18 protein-coding genes are annotated in these 23,111 nt (G+C 72.5%); 8 read left to right on the top strand and 10 right to left on the bottom strand.

All coding sequences use genetic code 11. The features are described from left to right. Positions 1–59 precede the first annotated feature (59 nt). From AC1C2V_RS02505 to hemQ, 4 genes are all read left to right on the top strand, one after another. Positions 60–821, top strand: a complete 762-nt coding sequence (locus AC1C2V_RS02505) for an isoprenyl transferase (protein WP_495387984.1) — start codon at positions 60–62, stop codon at positions 819–821. 92 nt (positions 822–913) lie between these two features. Then, positions 914–1,507 (top strand): MarR family winged helix-turn-helix transcriptional regulator, encoded by a 594-nt coding sequence (locus AC1C2V_RS02500; protein WP_495387983.1) that lies wholly within the window; start codon positions 914–916, stop codon positions 1,505–1,507. An 80-nt stretch (positions 1,508–1,587) separates the two neighbouring features. Continuing rightward, entirely contained in the window at positions 1,588–2,745 is a 1,158-nt protein-coding gene (locus AC1C2V_RS02495) for a ferrochelatase (protein WP_495387982.1), read from the top strand. After that, positions 2,742–3,503, top strand: a complete 762-nt coding sequence (gene hemQ, locus AC1C2V_RS02490) for a hydrogen peroxide-dependent heme synthase (RefSeq protein WP_495387981.1) — start codon at positions 2,742–2,744, stop codon at positions 3,501–3,503. The genes AC1C2V_RS02495 and hemQ overlap by 4 nt, the downstream gene beginning before the upstream one ends. A gap of 100 nt (positions 3,504–3,603) precedes the next feature. Here the strand turns inward: hemQ and AC1C2V_RS02485 are convergent, their stop codons facing one another. The 3 genes from AC1C2V_RS02485 to AC1C2V_RS02475 all read right to left on the bottom strand — a co-directional run bounded on the left by AC1C2V_RS02485 (position 3,604) and on the right by AC1C2V_RS02475 (position 6,614). Then, positions 3,604–4,431, bottom strand: coding sequence for a putative protein N(5)-glutamine methyltransferase (locus AC1C2V_RS02485; protein ID WP_495388437.1), 828 nt, complete (start codon positions 4,429–4,431; stop codon positions 3,604–3,606). Between the two features lie 59 nt (positions 4,432–4,490). Continuing rightward, a complete protein-coding gene (locus AC1C2V_RS02480) occupies positions 4,491–5,777 on the bottom strand; it encodes a Glu/Leu/Phe/Val family dehydrogenase (protein WP_495387980.1) in 1,287 nt (428 codons plus the stop codon). A gap of 243 nt (positions 5,778–6,020) precedes the next feature. Then, the gene (locus AC1C2V_RS02475) at positions 6,021–6,614 is read right to left on the bottom strand and encodes a biotin transporter BioY (protein ID WP_495387979.1); all 594 of its coding nucleotides are present in this window, start codon (positions 6,612–6,614) and stop codon (positions 6,021–6,023) included. Positions 6,615–6,818: 204 nt separating this feature from the next. Here AC1C2V_RS02475 and AC1C2V_RS02470 point away from each other — a divergent pair, with 204 nt between their 5' ends. Further along, positions 6,819–8,108 carry an Nramp family divalent metal transporter gene (locus tag AC1C2V_RS02470; protein ID WP_495387978.1) on the top strand — a complete coding sequence of 430 codons (1,290 nt, stop codon included), beginning with the start codon at positions 6,819–6,821 and terminating at the stop codon, positions 8,106–8,108. A 13-nt stretch (positions 8,109–8,121) separates the two neighbouring features. Here the strand turns inward: AC1C2V_RS02470 and AC1C2V_RS02465 are convergent, their stop codons facing one another. After that, the gene (locus tag AC1C2V_RS02465) at positions 8,122–8,967 is read right to left on the bottom strand and encodes a helix-turn-helix domain-containing protein (RefSeq protein ID WP_495387977.1); all 846 of its coding nucleotides are present in this window, start codon (positions 8,965–8,967) and stop codon (positions 8,122–8,124) included. Between the two features lie 53 nt (positions 8,968–9,020). Here AC1C2V_RS02465 and AC1C2V_RS02460 point away from each other — a divergent pair, with 53 nt between their 5' ends. Together AC1C2V_RS02460 and AC1C2V_RS02455 are read left to right on the top strand one after the other, a co-directional pair. Next, positions 9,021–12,593 (top strand): proline dehydrogenase family protein, encoded by a 3,573-nt coding sequence (locus AC1C2V_RS02460; RefSeq protein WP_495387976.1) that lies wholly within the window; start codon positions 9,021–9,023, stop codon positions 12,591–12,593. Positions 12,594–12,963: 370 nt separating this feature from the next. Continuing rightward, the gene (locus AC1C2V_RS02455) at positions 12,964–14,574 is read left to right on the top strand and encodes an APC family permease (RefSeq protein ID WP_495387975.1); all 1,611 of its coding nucleotides are present in this window, start codon (positions 12,964–12,966) and stop codon (positions 14,572–14,574) included. Between the two features lie 40 nt (positions 14,575–14,614). Here AC1C2V_RS02455 and AC1C2V_RS02450 read toward each other — a convergent pair whose 3' ends face one another. From AC1C2V_RS02450 to AC1C2V_RS02425, 6 genes are all read right to left on the bottom strand, one after another. Beyond that, entirely contained in the window at positions 14,615–15,625 is a 1,011-nt protein-coding gene (locus AC1C2V_RS02450; protein ID WP_495387974.1) for a LacI family DNA-binding transcriptional regulator, read from the bottom strand. 9 nt (positions 15,626–15,634) lie between these two features. Further along, positions 15,635–17,209, bottom strand: a complete 1,575-nt coding sequence (locus tag AC1C2V_RS02445; RefSeq protein WP_495387973.1) for a glycoside hydrolase family 1 protein — start codon at positions 17,207–17,209, stop codon at positions 15,635–15,637. Between the two features lie 79 nt (positions 17,210–17,288). After that, a complete protein-coding gene (locus tag AC1C2V_RS02440; protein WP_495387972.1) occupies positions 17,289–18,203 on the bottom strand; it encodes a carbohydrate ABC transporter permease in 915 nt (304 codons plus the stop codon). Next, entirely contained in the window at positions 18,200–19,366 is a 1,167-nt protein-coding gene (locus tag AC1C2V_RS02435) for a carbohydrate ABC transporter permease (protein WP_495387971.1), read from the bottom strand. The genes AC1C2V_RS02440 and AC1C2V_RS02435 overlap by 4 nt, the downstream gene beginning before the upstream one ends. 109 nt (positions 19,367–19,475) lie before the next feature. Beyond that, a complete protein-coding gene (locus AC1C2V_RS02430; protein ID WP_495387970.1) occupies positions 19,476–20,828 on the bottom strand; it encodes an ABC transporter substrate-binding protein in 1,353 nt (450 codons plus the stop codon). Between the two features lie 184 nt (positions 20,829–21,012). After that, the gene (locus AC1C2V_RS02425) at positions 21,013–21,534 is read right to left on the bottom strand and encodes a DUF2505 domain-containing protein (RefSeq protein WP_495387969.1); all 522 of its coding nucleotides are present in this window, start codon (positions 21,532–21,534) and stop codon (positions 21,013–21,015) included. A 63-nt stretch (positions 21,535–21,597) separates the two neighbouring features. Between AC1C2V_RS02425 and AC1C2V_RS02420 the strand changes: the two genes are divergently transcribed. Continuing rightward, complete coding sequence (locus tag AC1C2V_RS02420; protein ID WP_495388436.1) at positions 21,598–23,082, top strand: sensor histidine kinase; 1,485 nt, start codon at positions 21,598–21,600, stop codon at positions 23,080–23,082. Positions 23,083–23,111: the final 29 nt, after the last annotated feature.

The following is a 23,111-nucleotide window of genomic DNA, read 5'->3' as shown; positions in this document are numbered from 1 at the left end:
GGACACCTGCGTGCGGTCGTACGCGGTGCGGCGCGGCCCTATCCACCGAGGTCACACGCGTGCGCATGCCCCACCTGCTCTACGGCCTGTACGAGCGACGCCTCGCCGCATCGCTGCCGACGGCGCAGAAGCCCCGGCACGTGGGCGTCATCCTCGACGGGAACCGGCGCTGGGCCCGGTCGTTCGGCGAGACCGCCGCGACGGGGCACCGCCGGGGGGCCGACAAGATCACGCAGTTCCTGGGCTGGGCCGAGGAGCTCGGCGTCGAGGTGGTGACGCTGTGGATGCTCTCCACCGACAACCTCGCGCGACCGGAGGGCGAGCTCACCGACCTGCTCGACATCATCCGCGACGCCGTGCAGGACCTCGCGGAGTCCCGCCGCTGGCGGCTGCGGGTCATGGGCCGCCTCGACCTCCTGCCCTCCGAGCTGGCGGACGCCGTCCGCGCCGCCGCGGACGGCACGAGCGACGTCCAGGGGCTGCAGGTGAACGTCGCGATCGGGTACGGGGGCCGGCACGAGATCGCTGACGCGGTGCGCTCCTACCTCAAGCAGGAGTCCGCGACCGGGGCGACGCTCGAGGAGCTGGCCGAGCGGATCGACGTCGAGGACATCGCCGCGCACCTCTACACCAAGGGGCAGCCGGACCCGGAGCTCGTCATCCGCACCTCGGGCGAGCTCCGGGTGGGCGGCTTCCTGATGTGGCAGAGCGCGCACTCCGAGCTGTACTTCTGCGAGGCCTACTGGCCCGACTTCCGTCGCGTGGACTTCCTGCGCGCGTTGCGCGACTTCTCCCGCCGGGAGCGACGACTCGGCCGGTGACCGGCCCGTGGTTGAGCCTGTCGAGACCATCCGGTGGTTTCGACAGGCTCAACCATCGAGCGGACGTCGGTGGCCTGCGGCACACTGCCACGGTGACCCCGCCGCCCGTGCCGACGCAGTCGTCGGAACCCGAGACCGCGCAACCGGCCCAGCAATCGACCCAGCAATCGACCCAGCAACCGAGCCAGCCACCGATCGAGCAGACGGCCGAGCACCGGACCACGGCGAGCGCCCGCCTGGCCGCCGACGCCTGGGAGTCGCTGTTCCGCACGCAGGTGACGATCATGCGCCGGTTTCAGGCGGACGACATCTGGCACGACCTCACGATGCGCGAGTACGACGTGCTCTTCACGCTGTCGCGAGCGCCCGGCGGCGAGCTGCGCCTGCGTGACCTGAACGAGGACATCCTGCTGGCCCAGTCCTCGCTCTCGCGCATGGTCGAGCGGCTCGAGGCGCGGGGGCTGGTGGAGCGGTCCGTGCCGGCCGCCGACGCCCGCGGCACGCTGGTGCGGCTCACCGACGAGGGCGCGCGGCGCCAGCGGGAGACCGGGCGTGCGCACGTGCGCACGATCGCGGAGTACGTGGGCACGGGGCTGGAGCCCGCCGAGCTGGAGACGCTGACCAGCCTGCTCGGGCGGCTCCGCGCGGCGCAGGCGCGCATCCCGGACCGTTCCTCGTCGATGTGACAGGGCGTGCTGTCAATGTCACGTCGGAAGAGCGGCCTCCGCGGCCTGCAGGCCTGCGGCCGGGTGCCATGATGACGATCATGCCGATGACCCCCCGGTCGGCCGATTCCGGCCCGTACGACGCCCTGCTCCTCTACTCCTTCGGTGGTCCGAACAAGCCGGAGGACGTGGTCCCGTTCCTTCGCAACGTGACCGCCGGCAAGGGGATCCCCGACTCGCGACTCAAGGAGGTCGGCGAGCACTACTACGGCTTCGGCGGCAAGAGCCCGATCAACGAGCAGAACCTCGCGCTGAAGGCGGCGCTCGAGGCCGAGCTCGCCGCCCGCGGGATCGAGCTGCCCGTGGTGTGGGGCAACCGCAACTGGGAGCCGTACACCACCGACGCGATCGACGAGCTGGAGCACCTGGGCGCCCGCCGCGCCGTCGCCCTCGTCACCTCCGCCTACTCCTCCTACTCCGGCTGCCGCCAGTACCGCGAGGACCTCGCGGTCACACTGGAGAAGCGCGGCCAGCTCGGCCCCGACGGCTCCACCGGCGTGCAGTTCGACAAGGTCCGCGCCTACTTCAACCACCCCGGCTTCGTGCAGGGCAACGTCGAGGCCGTGCTCGAGGCATACGACGAGCTCGAAGCCAAGCTTGCCGACGGGGGCGGGTCGCCCGCCGAGGCGAAGGTCGTCTTCGTGACCCACTCCATCCCCGACACGATGGAGGCCGCGTCCGGCGTCGGGCACGCCACCTACTCCGCGCAGCACCTGGACGTCGCCGCCGTGATCGCGGCCGCCGTCGCCGAGGCCCGGGGGCACGCCGTCGAGTGGGAGCTCGCGTACTGCTCGCGCTCCGGCCCGCCGTCGCAGCCCTGGTTGGAGCCCGACGTCAACGACCTGCTCACCGAGCGCGCCGGCGAGGGCCTGCGGAACGTCGTGATCTCCCCGATCGGCTTCGTCTCCGACCACATGGAGGTGGCGTACGACCTCGACACCGAGGCGATGGCCACGGCCACGGAGCTGGGCATGACTGCGGTGCGCGCCGGCACGGTCGGCACCCGCCCCGTGTTCGTCTCCGGCCTGGTGGACCTCATCCTCGAGCGCGCGGCCCTGGCCCGCGGCGAGGACGTGGACCAGGCCACCGCGGGCACCCTGCCCGCGTTCCCGTCCGTCACGCCGGACGACTGCTGCCTGCGGCGTCACGCCGAGCCCAGCGGCATCCCGGCCCTCTGCAGCGAGGACATGCACCGATGAGCGAACACACCCACGGCGACACGGGCGAGGCCGTCCAGGCCGCCGCGATCAACGAGTCCATCCGGTACGCGATGATCGCGGTCTTCTCCCTCGCCGAGCCGCTGCCGGCCGGTGACGCCGAGCGCGCCGCGGTCGCCGTCGAGGCCGAGGCCGCGCTGTGGGACGGCCAGCCCGACGCCGCCCGCGACCCCGTGCGGGCCGACGGCGAGGTCGTCGTGCGCGGCGTGTACGACGTCGCGGGGCTGCGGGCCGACGCCGACCTCATGGTGTGGGTGCACGGCCCGTCCGTCGAGGCCGTGCAGGGCGCCTACCAGCGCCTGCGCGCGTCGCGGCTCGGCTCGGCGCTGGCGCCGGAGTGGTCGGTGGTGGCGCTGCACCGCGCCGCCGAGTTCAACAAGGGCCACGTGCCGGCCTTCCTCGCCGGCGAGCGGCCGCGCGACTACCTCAGCGTCTACCCGTTCGTGCGCTCCTACGACTGGTACCTGCTGCCCGACGCCGAGCGTGGCACGATGCTGCGCGACCACGGCATGGCGGCCGCCGGCTACAAGGACGTGCGCGCCAACACGATGAGCACCTTCGCGCTGAGCGACTACGAGTGGCTGCTCGCGTTCGAGGCCGACGAGCTGCACCGCATCGTCGACCTCATGCGCGACCTGCGCGCCACCGAGGCGCGCCGGCACGTGCGCGAGGAGGTGCCGTTCTTCACCGGCCCGCGCGTCACGCTGGCCGACTGGGCGGACAAGCAGCCCCGCGCCTGACATCCCGCCGGTTGAGCTTGTCGAAACCCGGGTTTCGACAAGCTCAACCAGCGGTGGCGGACTCAACCAGCGGTGGTGGACTCAACGAGCGGTGCCGGACTCAACCAGCGGTGGCGGACTCAACCAGCGAGGTGGCGGTGGCGACGACGACCGTGCCGCCGGTCGCGTCGTCGGCGTCGGGGTCGTCGTCCGTGACGACGCGGGCGGCGAGCCCGACGCCCTCGACCAGCGCGGTCGCCGCGGCGACCTGACCGGTGCCCACCTCGAAGAGCAGCGACCCGCCGGGGGCCAGCCAGCCCGGAGCGGCGACCACCACCCGCCGCAGGATGTCGAGGCCGTCGGCGCCGCCGTCGAGGGCGACGGCGGGCTCGTGGTCGCGGGCCTCGGGCGGCATCGTCGCAATCGCGTGGGTGGGGACGTACGGCGCGTTGCAGAGCAGCAGGTCGACGCGGCCCCGCAGCATGCTGGGGACGGCGCTGAGCAGGTCGCCTTCGTGCACGGCGGCACCGAGTGGCTCGAGGTTGCGGCGCGCGTAGACCACGGCGGCCGGCTCCACGTCGCTCGCGTGCAGCACGGGAGCCGCTGCGGCGTCCCGGAGGCCGAGCAGCACGGCCCCGCCCACGGCGCCGCACCCGCAGCACAGGTCGAGGATCGTCTGGGGCGCGGGCAGGCCGAGGGCAGCCGCGACCATCAGCTCGGTGCGCCGGCGCGGCACGAACACGCCGGGCCCCACCGACCAGCGGCGGCCGGCGAACTCGACCCAGCCCAGCAGGTGCTCCAGCGGCTCGCCCGCCACGCGACGCGCGACCAGGTCTTCGAGCACGGGCCCGTTGACGTCGTCGTGCCAGCGGTCTTGGGATGACAGACGGGCGGCCTCGACGAGCAGGGCTGCCTCGTCCTCGGCGAACACGCAGCCCGCGGCCCGCAGCCGTGCGACGAGGTCGTCGTCGGCAGCGGGCCGCGCGAGCGAGGTGCTCCGGTCGTGGCTCAGGGGTACAGCCCTCGGATGCGGTGGGCCTCGGCGGTGCGCTGCACGCCGATGACGAGCGCGGCGTCGCGCAGTGACAGCCCCTCCCGCTTGGCCAGCGTGGACACGTCGCCGAACGAGGACGTCATGCGGTACTCGAGCTTGTCGGCGATCTCCTGCTCTGACCACCAGTACGCCTGGTTGGCCTGCACCCACTCGAAGTAGGAGACGACCACACCGCCGGCGTTGGCGAGCACGTCCGGCACCACGGTGACGCCGTTCTTCGCCAGGAGCCGGTCGCCCTCGGTGGTGGTGGGGCCGTTGGCGCCCTCGACCACCCAGCGTGCCCGGACCCGGGAGGCCGTGACCTCGTCGAGCACGCCCTCCACGGCCGCGGGCACGAGGACGTCGACGTCGAGGGCGAGCAGCTCGTCGTTGGACACCGCGTCGCCGCCGTCGAACCCGACCACCGACCCGGTGGCGGCGACGTGCTCGAGGAGCCGGTCGACCTCGAGGCCCGCGTCGTTGCGGAGCCCGCCGTACTGGTCGCTCACCGCCACGACCGTGGCGCCCCGGCCCGCGAAGATCGCGGCAGCGTGCGAGCCGACCTTGCCGAAGCCCTGCACGGCGACGGTCACGTCCGACAGCGGCACGCCGGCGTCGCCGAGCGCCGCGGCGGTCACGTGCACGATGCCCGCGCTGGTCGCGGTGCCGCGCCCGCGCGAGCCGCCGACGGCCAGCGGCTTGCCCGTCACGACGCCGGGGATCGTGTACCCGCGGTTGACGGAGTAGGTGTCCATGACCCAGGCCATGGTCTGGGCGTCGGTGCCCATGTCGGGCGCCATGATGTCGGTGTCCGGGCCGATCATCGGCATGATCTCGGACGTGTACCGGCGGGTGACGCGCTCCAGCTCGGCCGTCGAGTACTCGCGCGGGTCGATGGCGATGCCGCCCTTGGCGCCCCCGTACGGCAGGTCGACGATGGCGCACTTCCACGTCATCCACATGGCGAGCGCGCGCACCTCGTCGACATCGACGCCGGGGGCGTACCGCAGACCGCCCTTGCCGGGGCCGCGGGAGATGTTGTGCTGCACGCGGAAGCCGTGGAACAGCGCGGTCTGGCCGTCGTCCCGGCCGAGCGGCACGGCGACGTGGATCTCGCGCCGCGGGGTGGCAAGCATCTGGTGCTGGCCCTCGTCGTAGCCGAGCACAGCCACCGCGCTCGCGAGCTGGCTGTGCGCGGTGGCGAGGGGAGAGCTGTGGTGAGGGGCGGGGGCCGGGGTATCGGCCAGGGGTGCCGAGGTCATCGACGTCGTCGTCACGGGTCCTCCAGGACACGGTGCCGGTGACCCCGGGTGGGGGCCGGCAGGGGCGGCGCGGCCCGGGATGGTGGGCCTCGGCGTCCACGGTAGCCCCTCGCGCGGGTGCCCCTGCAGGCGAGACTCGGGGGGTTGCGGAGCCGTGTCCGTGCGTTGACCTGGCCATGACGGACTCGTCGGTCGAGCTTGTCGAGACCACGTCCCGGGTCTCGACAAGCTCAACCGGCGGGGTCAGCGCGCGAGCCGCCAGGCGGTCGGCAGCAGGGCCGCGGCGAGCGCCGCCTTCAGGATGTCGCCCGGCAGGAACACGACCGCGCCGCCGAGCAGGGCGGCGCCGATCGGCATCCCGGTGCTCACGGCGAGCCACGGCACGCCGACGGCGTAGACGGTCAGGGTGCCGATCGCGTACGTCCCGGCCGTGGTGAGCACCCGGCGGTCCGCGCCGCGCCGCGCGAGCGCGCCGACGACCATCCCGGCCACGAGGAACCCGACGAGGTAGCCGCCGGAGGCGCCGGCCACCGACTGCCAGCCCGCCGTCGCGCCCGCGAACACGGGCAGGCCCGCGACGCCGGCGCCGAGGTACACGGCCTGCGCGAGCGCCCCGCGCCAGGGTCCGAGGGCCGCGGCACCGAGCAGGACGGCGAAGGTCTGGCCCGTGAGCGGCACCGGCAGCCCGGGGACCGGGATCACGACCTGGGCAGCGAGCGCGGTGAGGGCGGCCACGGCGACGACGAGGACGACGTCGCGGGCGAGGGCGCCGGGCAGCAGGTCCGCGAGGATGCGGCGCGGGCGGGCCGGGGCGAGGGAGAGTGCGGCTGCGGTCATGACGACGACGCTAGGTGCCCGCCGGACCCGGGTCACGGCCCGGTGCATCACGAGTCCGGGGCCCACGATTGTGCAGGTCGGACAGACGCGAGGCGGCGTACGGCGTGGAGGGCCCCGGTCGTTGTGGGAATCGTGCACGCGACCTGCCCTCCGCGCGGCACGGTGCCGGTGTCCGGTCCGGGGCGTTTGCTACTCTCCGGCGGCATGGCAGACAAGGATGTCGCAAGCCCCGCCCTCGACCACGAACTCCGGGAGGAACGCCCGCGCTGGCGCCTCGTCGGGCCGGGTCTCGTCGTCGCCGCCACCGGCATCGGTGCCGGCGACCTGGTCGCGACGCTCGTGGCGGGCAGCCGCTTCGGGTACACCTTGCTGTGGGCCGCCATCGTCGGCGTCCTCATCAAGATCGTGCTGGTGGAGGGCGCCGGCCGGTGGTCGCTGGCCACGGGCCGCACGATCTTCGACGGCTGGAAGTCGCTGGGCGCCTGGGCGAGCGTCTACTTCGGCGTCTACATCGTGGTGTGGGGCTTCAGCTACGGCGCGGCGGCGATGTCGAGCTCCGCGCTGCCGCTCGCGGCGCTGTTCCCGCAGGTCGACCTCATCTGGTTCGCGATCGTGTCGGGGCTCATCGGCGCGGCCGTCGTGTGGTTCGGCAAGTACAAGACGTTCGAGTACGTCATCGCTGTGCTCGTGGGCGTCATGTTCGTGACGATCGTCGGGTCGGCCGTCCTCACGGTGCCGAACCTCGGCGAGATCGTCGGCGGGCTCGTGCCGCGCATCCCGGAGGGCTCGATCCTGTACACCCTCAGCCTCGCGGGCGGCGTCGGCGGCACCATCACCCTGGCCGCCTACGGGTACTGGCTCAAGGAGAAGGGCTGGCACACCCCGCACTGGATGAAGGTCATGCGGATCGACAATGCCGTGGCCTACGTCATCTCCGGCGTCTTCGTCGTCTCGATGCTCATCGTGGGCGCCGAGCTGCTGTACTCCTCGGGCGTCACCATCGCGGACGGCGAGGGGGGCCTGGTGGACCTGGCCGACGTGCTCGCCAACCGGTACGGGGAGTTCATGGCGCCGCTGTTCCTCGTGGGCTTCTGGGCGGCGTCGTTCTCGTCGGTGCTCGGCGTGTGGAACGGCGTGTCGCTGATGTTCGCCGACTTCGTCGCCACGGCCCGGGGGCTGTCCGAGGACGACTCCCGCCGCAAGTCGGGCGGCACCTACTACCGGGCCTACATCCTGTGGCTCACGTTCCCCCCGATGCTGCTGCTCCTGCTCGACCAGCCGATCGCCCTCGTGGTGGCCTACGGCGCGCTCGGCTCGCTGTTCATGCCGTTCCTCGCGATCACGCTGCTGTTCCTCATGAATTCCTCGCGGGTGCCCGCGAAGTGGCGCAACCGGCCGCTGACCAACATCGCCCTCGTCGTGATCGCCGGCATGTTCGTCGTACTGGGCGTGCAGCAGCTCGTCGAGGCGGTCGCGCCGGCGTTCGGGGGCTGATCGACCAGCAGGCTCAACCAGCGCTGCGGGCGCGACGGCGGAACGACGACGGCGTCTCGCCCGTGAGCCGCGCGAACGTGCGCGTGAACGACGGCTGGTCGTAGAAGCCGGCGGCGGCGGCGACCTCGGCGAGCGGGGTCGCCGTCGACGTGAGCAGGTGCGCGGCGCGGTCCACCCGGGTGCGCAGCACGAGCTGGCGGGGCGAGAGCCCGAAGACCTTCCGCACCCGGCGGTCCAGCACCGCGGGGGTGCTGCCCGCCATCGCGGCCAGGTCGGCCACCGAGAGCGACACCCCGGGCGAGGCGTCCAGGTGGGCCTCGACGCCGGCGACCAGGCGGGCCGTCGCCTCCATGGTGCCGTCGTCGGCGTCGCCGGAACGCAGGTCCTGCGACACGGAGACCAGCCCGACCACGCGGCCGCCGTCGCGCACCGGCAGCTTCGCGGTGAGGAACCACCCCGGCGTGCCCCCGACGCGGCGGATGAGCTCCAGCTCGTGGCGCAGCGGCCGGCCGGTGCGCAGCACCTCCGCGTCCTGCGCCTCGTAGCGCCCGGCGAGCTCGGGCACGAAGAGGTCGGCGGCGCGCCGGCCCAGCACCTGGCGGCGCGAGCGCTCGTTGGTGCGGCGCACGAAGACCTGGTTGACCGCGAGATAACGGCCGTCGGCGTCCTTGGCGCAGAACATGACGTCGGACAGCTCGTCCATCAGCGCCACCATGACGGGGGAGAGCGCGGCCAGCACCGCAGCGGTGCCTGGCACGTCGGTCAGCACGTCGGTCAGCACGTCGGTCGGGACGTCGGCGTCGCCGCCCGCGCGGACCTCGTCCGGCGTGCTGCTGGTGTTGTCGGAATCTGCGCCCATCGCGGGCCCGATCGTACAAGACGGGCACCGGCTCGAGGGCGCACCCTGGGGGCATGAGTACCTCCGTTCCGGCGCACGGCGGCGCCACGTCCTCCGCCGTGCGCAGCGCGGACAGCACCGCCGCCGTCGACGCCGACGCGGCCCTCACCCCGGGCGCCGAGGCCCTGATCGAGGACGCCGTCGCGCTCGCCCACCACTGGATCGCCGTCGCCTCGGGGACGTCTCCGCAGGCCGCGGGCGCGTCCACCACTCGGGCCGACCGCAAGACCCGCGCGACGGCCGAGCGCCTCGGCGCGCTCGTCTCCGACCCGGCGGGCCTCGAGCTCGCCGTCGGGTTCGTCGACGACGTGGCGCGCCCGCACGACCTCGCCGTGGCCGCCACCGCCCTGGCCCGCCTCGGCCGGGACGCCGGCTCCGCCACGTTCCTCGGGCCGATCGACCGGGCGCTGTTCAAGGTCGGCGCGATCGTCGCTCCGGCGCTGCCGTCCGTCGTCGTGCCCGCCGCCCGGGTGCGGCTGCGCCAGCTCGTGGGGCACCTCGTGGCCGACGCCGGCAAGGGCCTCGGGCAGCACCTCGCCCGCACCCGCGCCGAGGGGTACACCCTCAACGTCAACCTGCTGGGCGAGGCCGTGCTCGGTGACGACGAGGCCGCCGCGCGCCTGCAGCGCACCATCGACCTGGTGCGCCGGCCCGACGTCGACTACGTGTCCGTCAAGGTCTCCTCGGTGGCGGCGCAGCTCGTCACGTGGGACCTGGACGGTTCCCGCGAGCGCGTCGTCGAGCACCTGCTGCCGCTCTACCGGGCGGCCCGTGACCACGACGTCTTCCTCAACCTCGACATGGAGGAGTACAAGGACCTGGCCCTCACCGCGGCCGTCTTCACGCAGGTGCTGGACCGCGACGAGTTCCGCGACCTCGAGGCCGGCATCGTGCTCCAGGCATACCTGCCCGACGCGATGGGTGCGCTCGACGGGCTGACCGAGTTCGCGCAGCAGCGCGTCGCCGCTGGCGGCGCCCGCATCAAGGTGCGTCTCGTCAAGGGCGCGAACCTCGCGATGGAGCACGTCGAGGCCGAGCTGCACGACTGGGCGCAGGCGCCGTACCCGACCAAGCCCGACGTGGACGCCAACTACGTCCGCATCCTCGACCACCACCTGCGTGCCGACCGCACCTCCGCCGTCCGGCTCGGCGTCGCGTCGCACAACCTCTTCCACGTGGCGCTCGCGATTCTCCTGGGGCGGCGGCGCGGAGTCTCAGAGGGCCTCGACATCGAGATGCTGCAGGGCATGGCACCCATCGAGGCGCGCCTCGTGCGCGACGAGGTGGCCAAGGGCGATCCCGACCAGCAGGGCCGCGTCGTGCTGTACACCCCGGTGGTGCGCGACGAGGACTTCGACGTCGCGATCTCCTACCTGGTGCGCCGGCTCGAGGAGAACGCGACCGAGCAGAACTTCCTGCACGCGGCATTCGCGCCCGCCGACAGCTCGGGCGCCGAGCCCGGCGTCCGGGCGACGCCGATGGAGCGTCAGGAGCTGGCGTTCCGCGCGTCCGTCAGCCACGGCGTGCACTACCAGCCGGCGGACGTCGCGCCACGCCGCCGCGACCGGTTCTCCCACTCGGCGGGCTCGACCGGCGGGACGGCCTTCCACAACGCCGTCGACACGGACCCGGCCGTCGCCGCCCACCGCGCGTGGGCCCGCGACGTCGTCGGCCCGGAGTCGGGCTTCGTGCCCGTCCAGGCGCCCGAGGTCACCACGACCGCCGAGATCGACGACGCCGTCGCGCGCGCCGTCGCCGCCCGGCAGGCCTGGGCCGCCGTCGCCTCCGCCGACCGGGCCAAGGCGCTGCGCGCCGCGGCCCGCCACCTCGAGAACCGCCGCACCGACCTCGTGGCCGCCATGGTGCACGAGCCGGGCAAGACCGTCGCCGAGGCCGACCCCGAGGTCAGCGAGGCGATCGACTTCGCGAACTACTACGCCGCCTCGGCCGAGGCGCTGGAGCAGGTGGACGGCGCGACCTTCACACCGGACGGCGTCACCCTCGTGACCCCGCCGTGGAACTTCCCTGTTGCCATCCCCACCGGCGGCGTGGTCGCGGCGCTCGCAGCCGGCTCCGCGGTGCTGGCCAAGCCGGCGCCGCCCACGCCCCGCTGCTATGAGATCGCCGTGGACGCGGTGCGCGCCGGGCTCGAGGAGGTCGCCCCCGAGATCGGGCTGGACCCGCAGGCCGCACGCGACGTCGTGCAGTTCCTGCGGGTGCCGGACGGCGACCTGGGTCAGCACCTCGTGACGCACGCCGACGTGGCCCGCGTGATCCTCACCGGCTCCATCGAGACGGCCGAGCTGTTCGCGTCGTGGCGTCCCGAGCGCCCGGTGCTCGCGGAGACGTCCGGCAAGAACGCGCTGGTCGTGACGCCGTCGGCGGACCTCGACCTCGCCGTCTCGGACCTCGTCAAGAGCGCCTTCGGGCACGCCGGGCAGAAGTGCTCGGCCGCGTCGCTGGTGATCCTGGTCGGCTCCGTGGGCGACCCGTCCACCGAGACCGGCCGGCGGTTCCGCCGCCAGCTCGTGGACGCGGTGCACTCGCTCGCCGTCGGCCCCGCCGCCGACCTGTCCACGGTCATGGGCCCGCTCACCGAGCCCGCGCAGGGCAAGCTGCTGCGCGCCCTCACGTCGGTCGAGCCGGGGGAGTCGTGGCTGGTGCGCCCGCGGCGCCTCGACGAGGTCGCCGCGGCCGCCGGCATCGAGCCCGACCGCCTGTGGTCGCCAGGGCTGCGTGACGGCGTCGCGCCGGGGTCGTTCTTCCACCTCACCGAGGTGTTCGGCCCGGTGCTCGGCATCATGACGGCCAAGGACCTCGACGAGGCGATCCGCCTGCAGAACCAGGTGGACTTCGGCCTCACCGCCGGCATCCACTCCCTCGACGACGACGAGATCGCCACCTGGCTGGACCGGGTCGAGGCCGGCAACGTGTACGTCAACCGGCACATCACCGGCGCCATCGTGCAGCGGCAGTCGTTCGGCGGCTGGAAGGCGTCGGCCGTCGGGCCGGGCGCCAAGGCGGGCGGCCCGAACTACGTCGCCGAGCTCGGCCGCTGGGCCGACGACGCCACGGTGCCGTCGCGCACGACCGACCCCGAGGGCTGGCTCGCCCGCGCGCAGGCGTCGGACGACGCGGCCTGGGAGGCCGAGATCGGCGTCGGGCACGACAGGTCCGGCCTGCGGGTGGAGGAGAACACCTTCCGCTACCGCCCGATCGACCGGCTGACCGTCCGCGTCGGCGACGGCGCCCTGCCGATCGAGGTGCAGCGGGTGCTCGCCGCCGCCCGGCGCGCGGGCGTGCCGGCCGTCGTCGTCCCCGACACGGACAGCGGATGGGGCGTGCCGCACGAGGCGCCGATGTCGCACGAGGACTTCGCGGCAGCCGTCGCGGCGGGCCGCGTCACCGGGCGCGTCCGCGTGCTCGGTCGTGCGCCGGGCCTGCACGCGGCCGCCTCGAAGCGTCTCGGCACCGTCACGGTGCTGGACGCCCCGGTGGTCGCGAGCGGTCGGCGCGAGCTGCTCGCCGCCGTGCGCGAGCAGGCCGTCAGCCGCACCCGCCACCGGTACGGCCACGTGCACGCCTGACCGCGAGATAGAGAGCCCACCCCGGCGAGATAGAGAGAACCCCCGAGCGCGAGATAGAGAACCCCCGAGCGCGAGATAGAGAACCCCCGAGCGCGAGATAGAGAAGCTCGGTCGAGACCGCACCTCGTTGCGGTCTCGACCGAGCTTCTCTATCTCGCGCTCGGGGGTTCTCTATCTCGCCGGGGTGGTGTTCTCCTGTCCGGTTGCCTCTCGATCTCGGCGTGGAAGCATCGACGGATGGTCGCGCCGGGACGTGACCACGCCGGGATCGCGCGGGCTGAACGGACCCTTCACGACGTCGTAGCGTCGGAAAGGGTCTGCCGGCCGTCGAGACCTGGCGGCACCGAACTACCCCGAAGGAGCCCCCACGATGCAGCTCATGCGCCGACGGTCGATCGAGGCCACGGTCGCCGTCTCCGACGAGCCGGAGCGGCAGCTCAAACGCACCCTCGGAGCCTGGGACCTCGTCGTCCTCGGCATCTCCGTGGTCATCGGAGCCGGGATCTTCTCCAAGGCCGCGCAGGTGTCGGCCACCCAGACCGGCCCTTCCGTGGTGATCTCGTTCATCATCGCGGGCACCGTGTGCGCGCTCGCCGCGCTCTGCTACGCGGAGTTCGCGTCGCACATGCCGGTGGCGGGTTCTGCGTACACGTTCTCGTACGCGTCGATGGGCGAGCTGCTCGCCTGGATCATCGGCTGGGACCTCATCCTCGAGATGTTCTTCGCCGCGTCCGTCGTGGCCAAGGCGTGGGGCCTGTACCTCGACAACTTCCTCAACGTGTTCGGCCTGGGCGGCGTGGACTCGAACGGTGTGGCCTCCGGCATCCACAACACCGTGCAGCTGGGCAGCGTCACGTTCGACTGGGGCACGGCCCTGCTGATCGTGGCGCTCGCGATCCTGCTCGCCGTCGGCACCAAGCTCTCGACGCGCGTCACCGGCGTCCTCACGGCCATCAAGGTCGCGATCGTGCTGCTCATCATCGTGGTGGGCTTCGCGTTCTTCAGCGCGTCCAACCTGAGCCCGTTCGTGCCGAGCCCGGAGTCGTTCGGCGAGTCCACGACCCACGGCACCACGATGACGCAGACCCTCTTCTCCTGGCTCGCCGGCGCGGAGCTGTCCGTGGGCGGCGTGATGGGCATCCTCGCGGGCGCCGGCACGGTGTTCTTCGCGTTCATCGGGTTCGACGTCGTCGCCACGGCGGCGGAGGAGACCCGTGAGCCGAGCAAGAACGTGCCGCGCGGCATCCTGGGTGGCCTCGCCATCTGCACCGTGCTCTACATCGCGGTGTCGATCGCGCTGTCCGGCATGGCCACCCCGCAGCAGCTGCGCGACGCCACGCCGGACGGCGGCGCGTCCGCCACGATCATCACGGCGTTCCAGCTGCAGGAGAACGCCCCGACGTGGGCAACGCAGGTCATCACGGTCGGCATCCTCGTGGGCCTCACGACCGTGGTCATGGTGCTCATGCTCGGCCTGACCCGCATCGTCTTCGCGATGAGCCGCGACGGCCTGCTGCCCCGCGGCATGTCGAAGACGTCCGAGCGCGGTACCCCCGTCACGATCCAGGTGGGCACCGCCGTGCTCCTCGTCATCGTGACCTGCTTCTTCTCGGTGGACGTGCTCGGCAACATGGTGAACATCGGAACCCTGTCGGCGTTCGTGCTCGTGAGCTTCGGCATCCCGCTCCTGCGCCGTCGTCGCAAGCAGGCCGGCCTGCCCGAGGGCGAGGGGTTCCGCGTGCCGTGGGCGCCGGCGCTCCCGATCGTCTCGGGCCTGCTGTGCCTGTGGCTGATGCTCCAGCTCGATGTCGAGACGTGGCTGCGGTTCCTGGTGTGGCTGGCCCTCGGGTTCGCCATCTACTTCGGGTACAGCTACCGCAACTCGCAGCTGCGCAAGCACCCGGAGCAGATCGCGGCCGACTACCGCGAGGCCCTGCAGACGAGCGTGGGCGTCGACGACGACACGCCGCGTCGCGACTGACCCTCCCGGCGCCACCCGGCACCGCACCCCGGTCGACGGACTAGGCCGACTCGCCCTCGACGAGGCGCGGGACGAAGATCTCGGGCTGCGCCGGCGCGCCCGCCCCGCCGAGCATGTCGAGCAGGGTCGACGTCGCGGCGGTGACCATCTCGACGACCGGCTGGAGCACGGTCGTGAGCCGCGGCGTCGTCCGCTCGGCGCCCAGGGCGTCGAAGCCGACCACCGCGACGTCGTCGGGCACGCGCCGCCCGGACTCGAGCAGCACCTGCAGGGCGCCCGTGGCCATGAGGTCCGACGCGGCGAAGACGCCGTCGACGTCGGGGTGGTCCGCCAGGATCTGCTGCATCGCCGTGGCGCCGCCGGTGACGGTGAAGTCGCCGTTCACGACCGCCAGGGGCGGCAGCCCGGCTTCGTCGAGCGTGTGCTGCCAGGCGTCGTGGCGGTCCACGGCGGCGGTCATGTCGAGCGGGCCCGTGATGGTGGCGATGCGCCGGCAGCCGCGGCCCACGAGGCGCTGCGTGGCAGTGCGCCCGCCGGAGGCGTTGTCCACGTCGACGAAGTGCAGCGACTCCGTGTCGAACGGGCGCCCCACGAACACCGCGGGCAGGTGCGAGCGGATCAGCTCGCCCTCGAGCTTGTCCTCCTTGTGGTGCGACGCCACGATGACGCCGTCCACGTGCCCCGAGCGCAGGTAGCGCGCGATGTGCCCCGGCGGCTCGCCCGGCCGGGCGAGGAGCAGCACGAGCTGCAGCTCGGTCCCGGTGAGGCCCTCGCTGACGCCCCGCAGCACGCCCGCGAGGAACGGGTCGGTGAGGATGCGGGCGTCGGGCTCCGGCACCACCAGCGCGATCGAGTCGGTGCGGCGGGTGACCAGCGAGCGCGCCGCCCGGTTCGGGGCGTACCCGAGGCGGGCGACGGCGTCGTCGACGGAGGCCTGGGCCTCCGGCGAGACCCGGTCGCCCCCGTTGATCGCGCGCGACGCCGTGGACCGCGAGACTCCCGCCGTCCGGGCGACGTCGTCCAGCGTCGGGCTGGCGTGCTCGATGACCACCAGCGGAGACTACTCTGCGCCCGGGCCGGTCAGACCGGCCGCGTCGCGCCCCGGCACGACGCCGTCGCGCGCCACGTCCGCGTACCAGCGGCCCGAGGCCTTGACCGTGCGCTCCTGCGTCTCGTAGTCCACGTGCACGAGCCCGAAGCGCTTGGAGTAGCCGAGCGCCCACTCGAAGTTGTCCATGAGCGACCAGGCGAAGTAGCCCCGCACGTCGGCGCCGGCGTCGATCGCGTCCTTGGTGGCGCGCAGGTGCAGGTCGACGAACGTGAGCCGGTCCTGGTCGTCGACGGTGCCGTCGGGCTGCACGACGTCGGGGTAGGCGGCCCCGTTCTCCGTGATGAACATCGACGTGCCGCGCGGGCCGGTGTACTCGTGCTGCAGGCGGGTCAGCAGCCGGGTGAGGCCCTCGGGCTGCACCTCCCAGCCCATGTCCGTCGTGGGCAGGCCGCGGCTGTGGTGGTGGATGCCGTCCGGCACCGGGTTGGGCGAGCGGGTCTCCCACAGTGTGGCGTCCGCGGGTCGGGCCCCGTCCGGCCCGGCGGTGCCCTCCGGGGCCGCGCCGTCGTCCTGCTGCGGGCGCGCCGAGACGGCGCCGCCGTTGTAGTAGTTGACGCCGAGCACGTCGATCGGCGTGGAGATGACCTCCAGGTCGCCGGGCAGGACGTGGTCGGCGAGGCCGAGGTGGGCGACGTCGGCCAAGATGTCCCGCGGGTACGCGCCGCGCAGGATCGGGTCGAGGAAGATCCGGTTGAACATGCCGTCGTCGCGGCGGGCGGCCTCCACGTCGGCGGGGTCGGTCGGGTCGACCGGGTCCGAGACGGTGAAGTTGAGCGTGAGCCCGAGCACGGCCTCCGGGTCGCGCTCCCGCAGCGCCTGCACCGCGCCGCCGTGGGCCAGCATGAGGTGGTGGGCCGCGGCCAGGCCGGCCTCGGGCGACCTCTTGCCCGGGGCGTGCACGCCGGCGGTGTAGCCGAGGAAGGCCGAGCACCAGGGTTCGTTGAGGGTGGTCCACACCTTGACCCGGTCGCCGAGCGCCTCGTGCATCGCCACCGCGTAGTCGACGAACCGGGAGGCGGTGTCGCGCGCGGGCCAGCCGCCGAGGTCCTCGAGCGCCTCCGGCAGGTCCCAGTGGTACAGCGTCAGCCACGGCAGCACGTCGGCGCCGAGCAGCTCGTCCACGAGGCGCGAGTAGAAGTCGAGTCCCTCCGCGTTCACGGTCTTGCCGTCCGGCATGACGCGGGCCCACGACGTCGAGAACCGGTACGTGTCGAGGTTGAGGCGCTGCATGAGCGCCACGTCCTCGCGGTAGCGGTGGAAATGGTCGCAGGCGACCGAGCCGTCGTCCCCGTCCACCACAGCGCCCGGGACGCGGCAGAACGTGTCCCAGATCGAGTCCTCGCGGCCGCCCTCGGTCGCGGCGCCCTCGACCTGGTACGCGGCGGTGGCCGTGCCCCAGAGGAAGCCGGTCGGGAACGCGACGGAGCCCTCGGCGTTCGGGGAGCTCGTGAGGGGCGCGGTGGGCACGAACGGCACGGCGGTGCCGGGGGCCGCGAGACGCGCGCCGAGGGTGGGGAGGGTCATGGATTCGGATCTTTCCATCGGAGGGGTGCCCCCGCAGCCGCGGCGACGGGCGGCTGCGGGGGCGTGACGACGCTGCGGCTCAGCCCTTGACGGCGCCGGCCATGATGCCGGCGACGAGCTGGCGGCCGACGAACGCGAAGATCACCAGCAGGGGCAGCGTCACGAGGAAGATGCCGCCCATCACCAGCGCGTAGTTGACGAAGTAGTTCGCCTGGAGCGACTGCACCACGAGCGGGAGCGTCGGGTTCTCGCTGTTCAGCACGATCGACGGCCAGAAGAAGTTGGTCCACTGCTGCACGAAGGTGAACAGGCCCAGCATCGCGGCCGCGGGGCGCGCGGCCGGCAGGGCCACCGACCAGAACGTCCGGATCATGGAGGCCCCGTCCACCCGGGCCGCCTCGATGAGCTCGTACGGCAGAGCCTCGGAGAGGTACTGGGTCATCCAGAACACGCCGAACGCCGTGACCAGGCCCGGCACGATGACGGCCTGGAGCTTGCCGATCCAGTCGAGGTCCGACATGAGGATGTACATCGGGATGACGCCGAGCTGGGTGGGCACGGCCATCGTCGCGATGACGAACACCAGCAGGGGGCCGCGCCCGCGGAACCGGAGCTTCGCGAACGAGTAGCCGGCGAGCGTCGAGAACAGCACCACGGACGCGGACGTGACGACGGCGATGATCACCGAGTTCGTCAGCGCCTTCCAGAAGTTGATCCGGTCGGACCCGAACACCGTGGCGAACTGCTGGAACAGGCTGGAGTCGGGCAGCCACTGCGGGACGGCGCGCTGCGCGATCGTCACGGGGTCGGAGGATCCGAGCAGCAGCGTGAAGTACAGCGGGAACACCGAGATCAGCAGCGTGATGCCGAGCAGGATGTATGTGACCCGGCCGGGCCGGCGCTGCGCGGAGCGGGTGCCGCGGCTCCGGCGCTTGGCGGCGTTGCTGGCCGCGCGCTTGCCGGCGGTCTGGGCGGTGACGGCGACGGAGCTCATCGACGGTCCTCCCGGTCGGTGGTCGTGTCGGTGGGTTTCGTGGCGGGCGGGATCGAGGGTGGAGCCGCTCCGGGCGGCGGTGCGGGTGCGTTCGCCGGCGTGGCCGTCGTCGCGGTGCCTGCACGGCCCGCGGCCCGTGCCTGCTCGAGCAGCCGCCGGGTGTGCTGGCGGCTCACGCGGGGCCCCTTCGGGCCGGACGTGGAGATCTGCCGGCTGATGAGGAAGTTCACCATGCCGATGACGATGATCAGCAGGAACAGGAGCCAGGCGACGGCGGAGGCGCGGCCGAAGTTCTTCTGGTTGCCCCACGCGACGTCGTACAGGTAGAGGACGGTGGTCATCCAGTCCTTGTCGGGGCCGCCGAGGCCCTTCGGGTCGAACATCCGGACCTCGTCGAAGATCTGCAGGCCGCCGATGGTCGAGGTGATGACCACGAAGATGATGGTGGCCCGGATCTGCGGCACGGTGACGGAGAAGAACTGGCGCGCGCGGCCGGCGCCGTCGATGACGGCAGCCTCGTACAGCTCGCGGGGCACGGCCTGCATGGCGGCCAGGAAGATCAGCGCGTTGTAGCCCGTCCAGCGGAAGTTCACCATGGTGGCGATCGCGACGTGGCTGGAGATGCGGTCCGTGTGCCAGCCCACCGGGTCGATCCCCACGAGCCCCAGGAGCTCGTTGATCAGGCCGTAGTTGTCGGCGAACATACGGCCGAAGATCATGGAGACCGCGACCGGAGCCACGACGTAGGGGATGAGCACTCCCATGCGCCAGAACGTCGCGGCCCGCAGGTTCTGGTCGAGCAGCGCCGCGATGGTGATCGCCAGGATCACCTGGGGAATGCTGGAGAAGACGAAGATCGAGAACGTGTTGACGAGCGTCTTCCAGAACATGGGCTGCGCGAGCACGTCGGAGTAGTTCTGCAGCCCGACGAAGTCGCCCTGCCCGCCCAGCAGGTTCCACTCGTTCAGGGACACGAACGCCGTGTACCCGAGCGGGAACAGGCCGGTGATCGCGAACAGGATGAAGAACGGCGAGATGTACAGGTAGGGCGAGACCTTGACGTCCCAGCGGCCGAGCCGCTGGGAGAACCCGACGCGTCGGGGCGGGCGGTGCTCTGGCGCACCGCGCCGGCGCGTGGGCTGGGTGGGGGAGAGGACGGCCATTTGCTGCTTCCTGTGCTCGCCGGTCGAGGGCACCGGCCGCTGGTCGAGCCTGTCGAAAGCTGGCTTCGACAGGCTCGACCAGCGAGGGGGTCAGGGGGTGGTCAGCGGGTCAGAGCCCGAGCGAGGCGTAGTCGTCGAGCGCGCCCTGCCAGCTCTTCTCGGCGTCGTCACCGTTGAGGTCCACCCGGTTGAGCGCGTCCTGCACGGCGGTGTGGATCGAGAAGTAGTTCGCACCCTTGAACGGGGCGCCCTCGATCGCCTGCGCGCGGGTCGAGAAGATCGGGCCCACCGGGGCGTCGTTGAAGAACTCGTTCGTGGACGACTGCACCGCGTCGGAGGCCTGGGCCTCCAGCTGCGACGGGAAGGTGTTGGCGTTCTCGTACGCGGTGGTCTGCTGCTCCGGGGCGGTCAGCCACGCAGCGAGCTCCTTGGCCGCCGCGGCGTTCGCGCTGGAGGCCGGGACGGTGAGGAACGAGCCGCCCCAGTTGCCGCCCCCACCGGGGAAGACGTCGGCGACGTCCCAGCCCTCGACGCCGCCGGCGTTCTGCTCGATGGACGCGGTCATCCACGGCGGGCAGAGCATGGTGGCCCAGGCGTTGTTCTGGAACCCGGCGGTCCAGTCCTCGCCCCACTGCTCGAGGCCGGCGGACAGCTTGCCGTCGACGGAGGCTGCCAGGACCTGGTCGTACAGGTCCTTGATCTCCTGGTTGGTCGCGAGGTCCGTCGGCTCACCCGTCGCGGGGTCCTCGTAGGCGCCCTCGAGCTGGTTCACCATGCCCTGGTAGGTCGGCACGGCGCCGTCGAACCACGCGGAGTCGGACTTCGCGACGAACTTCTTGCCGGCCTCGAAGTAGTCGTCCCACGTGGCACCGTCGCCGCCGAGGAGCTCCGCGACCTCTTCGCGGTCGGTGGGCAGGCCGGCCTTCTTGAACAGGTCGGCGCGGTAGCAGATGGCCTCCGGGCCGATGTCGGTGCCGTAGCCGATGACCTTGCCGTCGGTGGTGGTGGCCTGCTGCACCTTCCAGTCCACCCAACGGCCGTCGAGCTCCGGGTCGGTGAGGTCCTCGAACAGGTCGGGGTACGTCATGAGCTCGGGGAGCCAGTCGACCTCGATGGCCTCGATGTCGGCGAGGCCCTCGCCGCCGGCGGCGAGCTTGGTGGTGAGGTTGTTGCGAGCGTCCTCGGAAGTCGCGGCCGTGACCTGCTTGACCGTGACGTTCGGGTGCTCCTCCGTGTACTGGGCGAGCATCTCGTCGGTGTACCCGAACTGGTTGAAGGTGGCGACCGTGAGGGTGACCTTCGCGTCGGGGTCCGCGGCGGCGTCGTCGTCGGAGCCACCGCCGCAGGCGGTCAGGGCGAGGGCGAGGGTCGCGACGCCGGCGGTGACCGCGGCGGCGCGGCGGGTTCGGCGGGTGGGTCGGGTGCTGTCGAGCACGATGACTCCCTTGTCTGGTTCGGGCATGCGAGGTGGAGGTTTGGGAGCGCTACCACCTCCATGGTGGTAGCGCTCCCACGGCCAGAGCACGATGCTCGCCGTCGGCGCGCCGAGAGTCAAGCCCGTGGTGGGTAACGATGCCGCATCGCGGCGTCCATGGCGGCGTCGCCGCAGGTGACCGGTGTGGCCGGATCGGTGCGTGACCGGATCGTTACCGGTCGTCGCGGGGCTTCGCGTGCTCGGCGAGCCACTCCCGGCCGGCCTCGCCCTCGGCCTCGAGGGCCGACCGGACCGCCCGTGCGGCGGCCTCCGCCACCGCGGCGCCGAACAGCGGGACCGAAGCGCGGACCTCGCCGTCGTACACCTGCCGGGTGCCGCCATCGCCGAGTGGCTCAAGCCGGACCGTGCCGATCACACGCACGGGAGCGCCGGCGATCTCGAAGGCGATCGTGCCCGTGCGGCGGCCGGCGGCCGGGGCCTCCCACACCTCCACCTGGCGTACCTCCAGCCGGTCGCCCACGAACGGCCGCACCTGCGCCGGGATGAGGTCGGTGGGCAGGGCGCGGCGCACCGTGATGGTGAACCCGGTGTCCGGGCTCCCGGTGACCTCAGCCTGCTCGACGCTGCCGCCGGGGCCTCGGGCCGCGCGCCAGCGCACGAACGTCTCGTCGGCCAGCATCGCCACGACGTGGTCGGCGTCCGCGGCGTACGGGAGGTCCACGGTCAGGTGCACGTGTTCACCCTACCGACGCCGGGGCCACGCGGCAGCGCCCGTAGGCTGGTGGGCGTGTCCGCCATGAGTGACCTCATCGCCCAGAACACCGACCTCTCCGAGGGGGACGGCGAATGGTTGCACCTGCTCGTCGGCGACTGGCAGCTCGTGTCAGACCTGGCGTTCGCCGACCTGGTGCTCTGGCTCCCGACCGCCGAAAGCGGGTTCGTCGCTATCGCGCAGTGCCGGCCGTCCACCGGCGCGACGGTGCACTACGACGACATCGTGGGGTCGTTCGCCCCCGACGGGCAGCGCCCGCAGCTCACGGCGGCCATGACCGAGGTGCGGGCGCAGCGCTCGCGCGAGCCTCGCTGGTTCGGCGCATACGCCGTGCGGGAGGAGGCCGTGCCGGTGGTGCACGACGGGCGGGCGATCGCCGTCGTGGCCCGGCAGACCAACCTCGGCTCCGGCCGCACCCCGAGCCGCCTCGAGCTCAACTACGTGGAGTCGGCCGACGACATCCTCGCGATGATCGCGCGCGGCGAGTACCCGGCACCCAACGCCGCCACGGGGCCGCGCCGCGGGGCGCCGCGCGTGGGCGACGGCCTGATCCGCCTCAACTCCGAGGGTGAGGTGCTCTACGCCAGCCCGAACGCGCTCTCCTGCTTCCACCGGCTCGGCGTCATCGGGCCGCTGGTCGGGCAGTCCCTGGTCGAGGTGACGGCCGAGATCGTGCAGCACCAGAACAACACGGTGGACGAGTCGCTGCCGCTGGTGGTGATGGGTCGGGCGCCGTGGCGCACCGACATCGAGGCCAATGGTGTCGCGCTGTCGCTCCGCGCGCTCCCGCTGACCGACCACGGGCAGCGCATCGGAGCGGTGCTGCTGTGCCGTGACGTGTCCGAGCTGCGGCGGCGCGAGCGCGAGCTCATGACCAAGGACGCGACGATCCGCGAGATCCACCACCGCGTCAAGAACAACCTCGCCACCGTCGCGGCGCTGCTGCGGCTGCAGGCCCGCCGGATGGACGTGCCCGAGGCGCGGGCGGCCCTGGAGGAGGCGATGCGGCGCGTCGCCACCATCTCGATGGTGCACGAGTCGCTCTCCCAGACGCTCGACGAGAACGTCGAGCTCGACGACATGCTGAGCCGGGCGCTGCGCCTCGCGGCCGACGTCGCCTCGACGCACGCGAAGGTGCGCACGCGCCAGACCGGGTCGTTCGGGATGGTGCCCGCCCAGGACGCCACCCCGCTGGCGCTGGTGCTCACCGAGCTGGTGACCAACGCCGTCGAGCACGGGTTCCCGGGCCGGGAGTCCGGCATCGTGGAGATCGACGTGGAGCGCACCGGCACGTCGTTGCGCGTGGTGGTGGCCGACGACGGAGTCGGGATGCCCGACGGCATCGCGACCCTGGGCCGTGCCTCGCGCAGCGGTCTCGGCTCGCAGATCGTGCACACCCTGGTGACGAACGAGCTGGGCGGCACCATCGACTGGGAGGCGCGGGACGGCGGGGGCACGCAGGTGGTGCTGAAGCTCGAGCTCCGCGACGGCCAGCAGTCGGCGAGATAGAGAAGCTCGGAGGACGCCGCGACCGGTCG

The organism is Isoptericola sp. Y541 (assembly GCF_059445465.1).
This window is presented reverse-complemented; position numbering and strand designations above follow the sequence as displayed.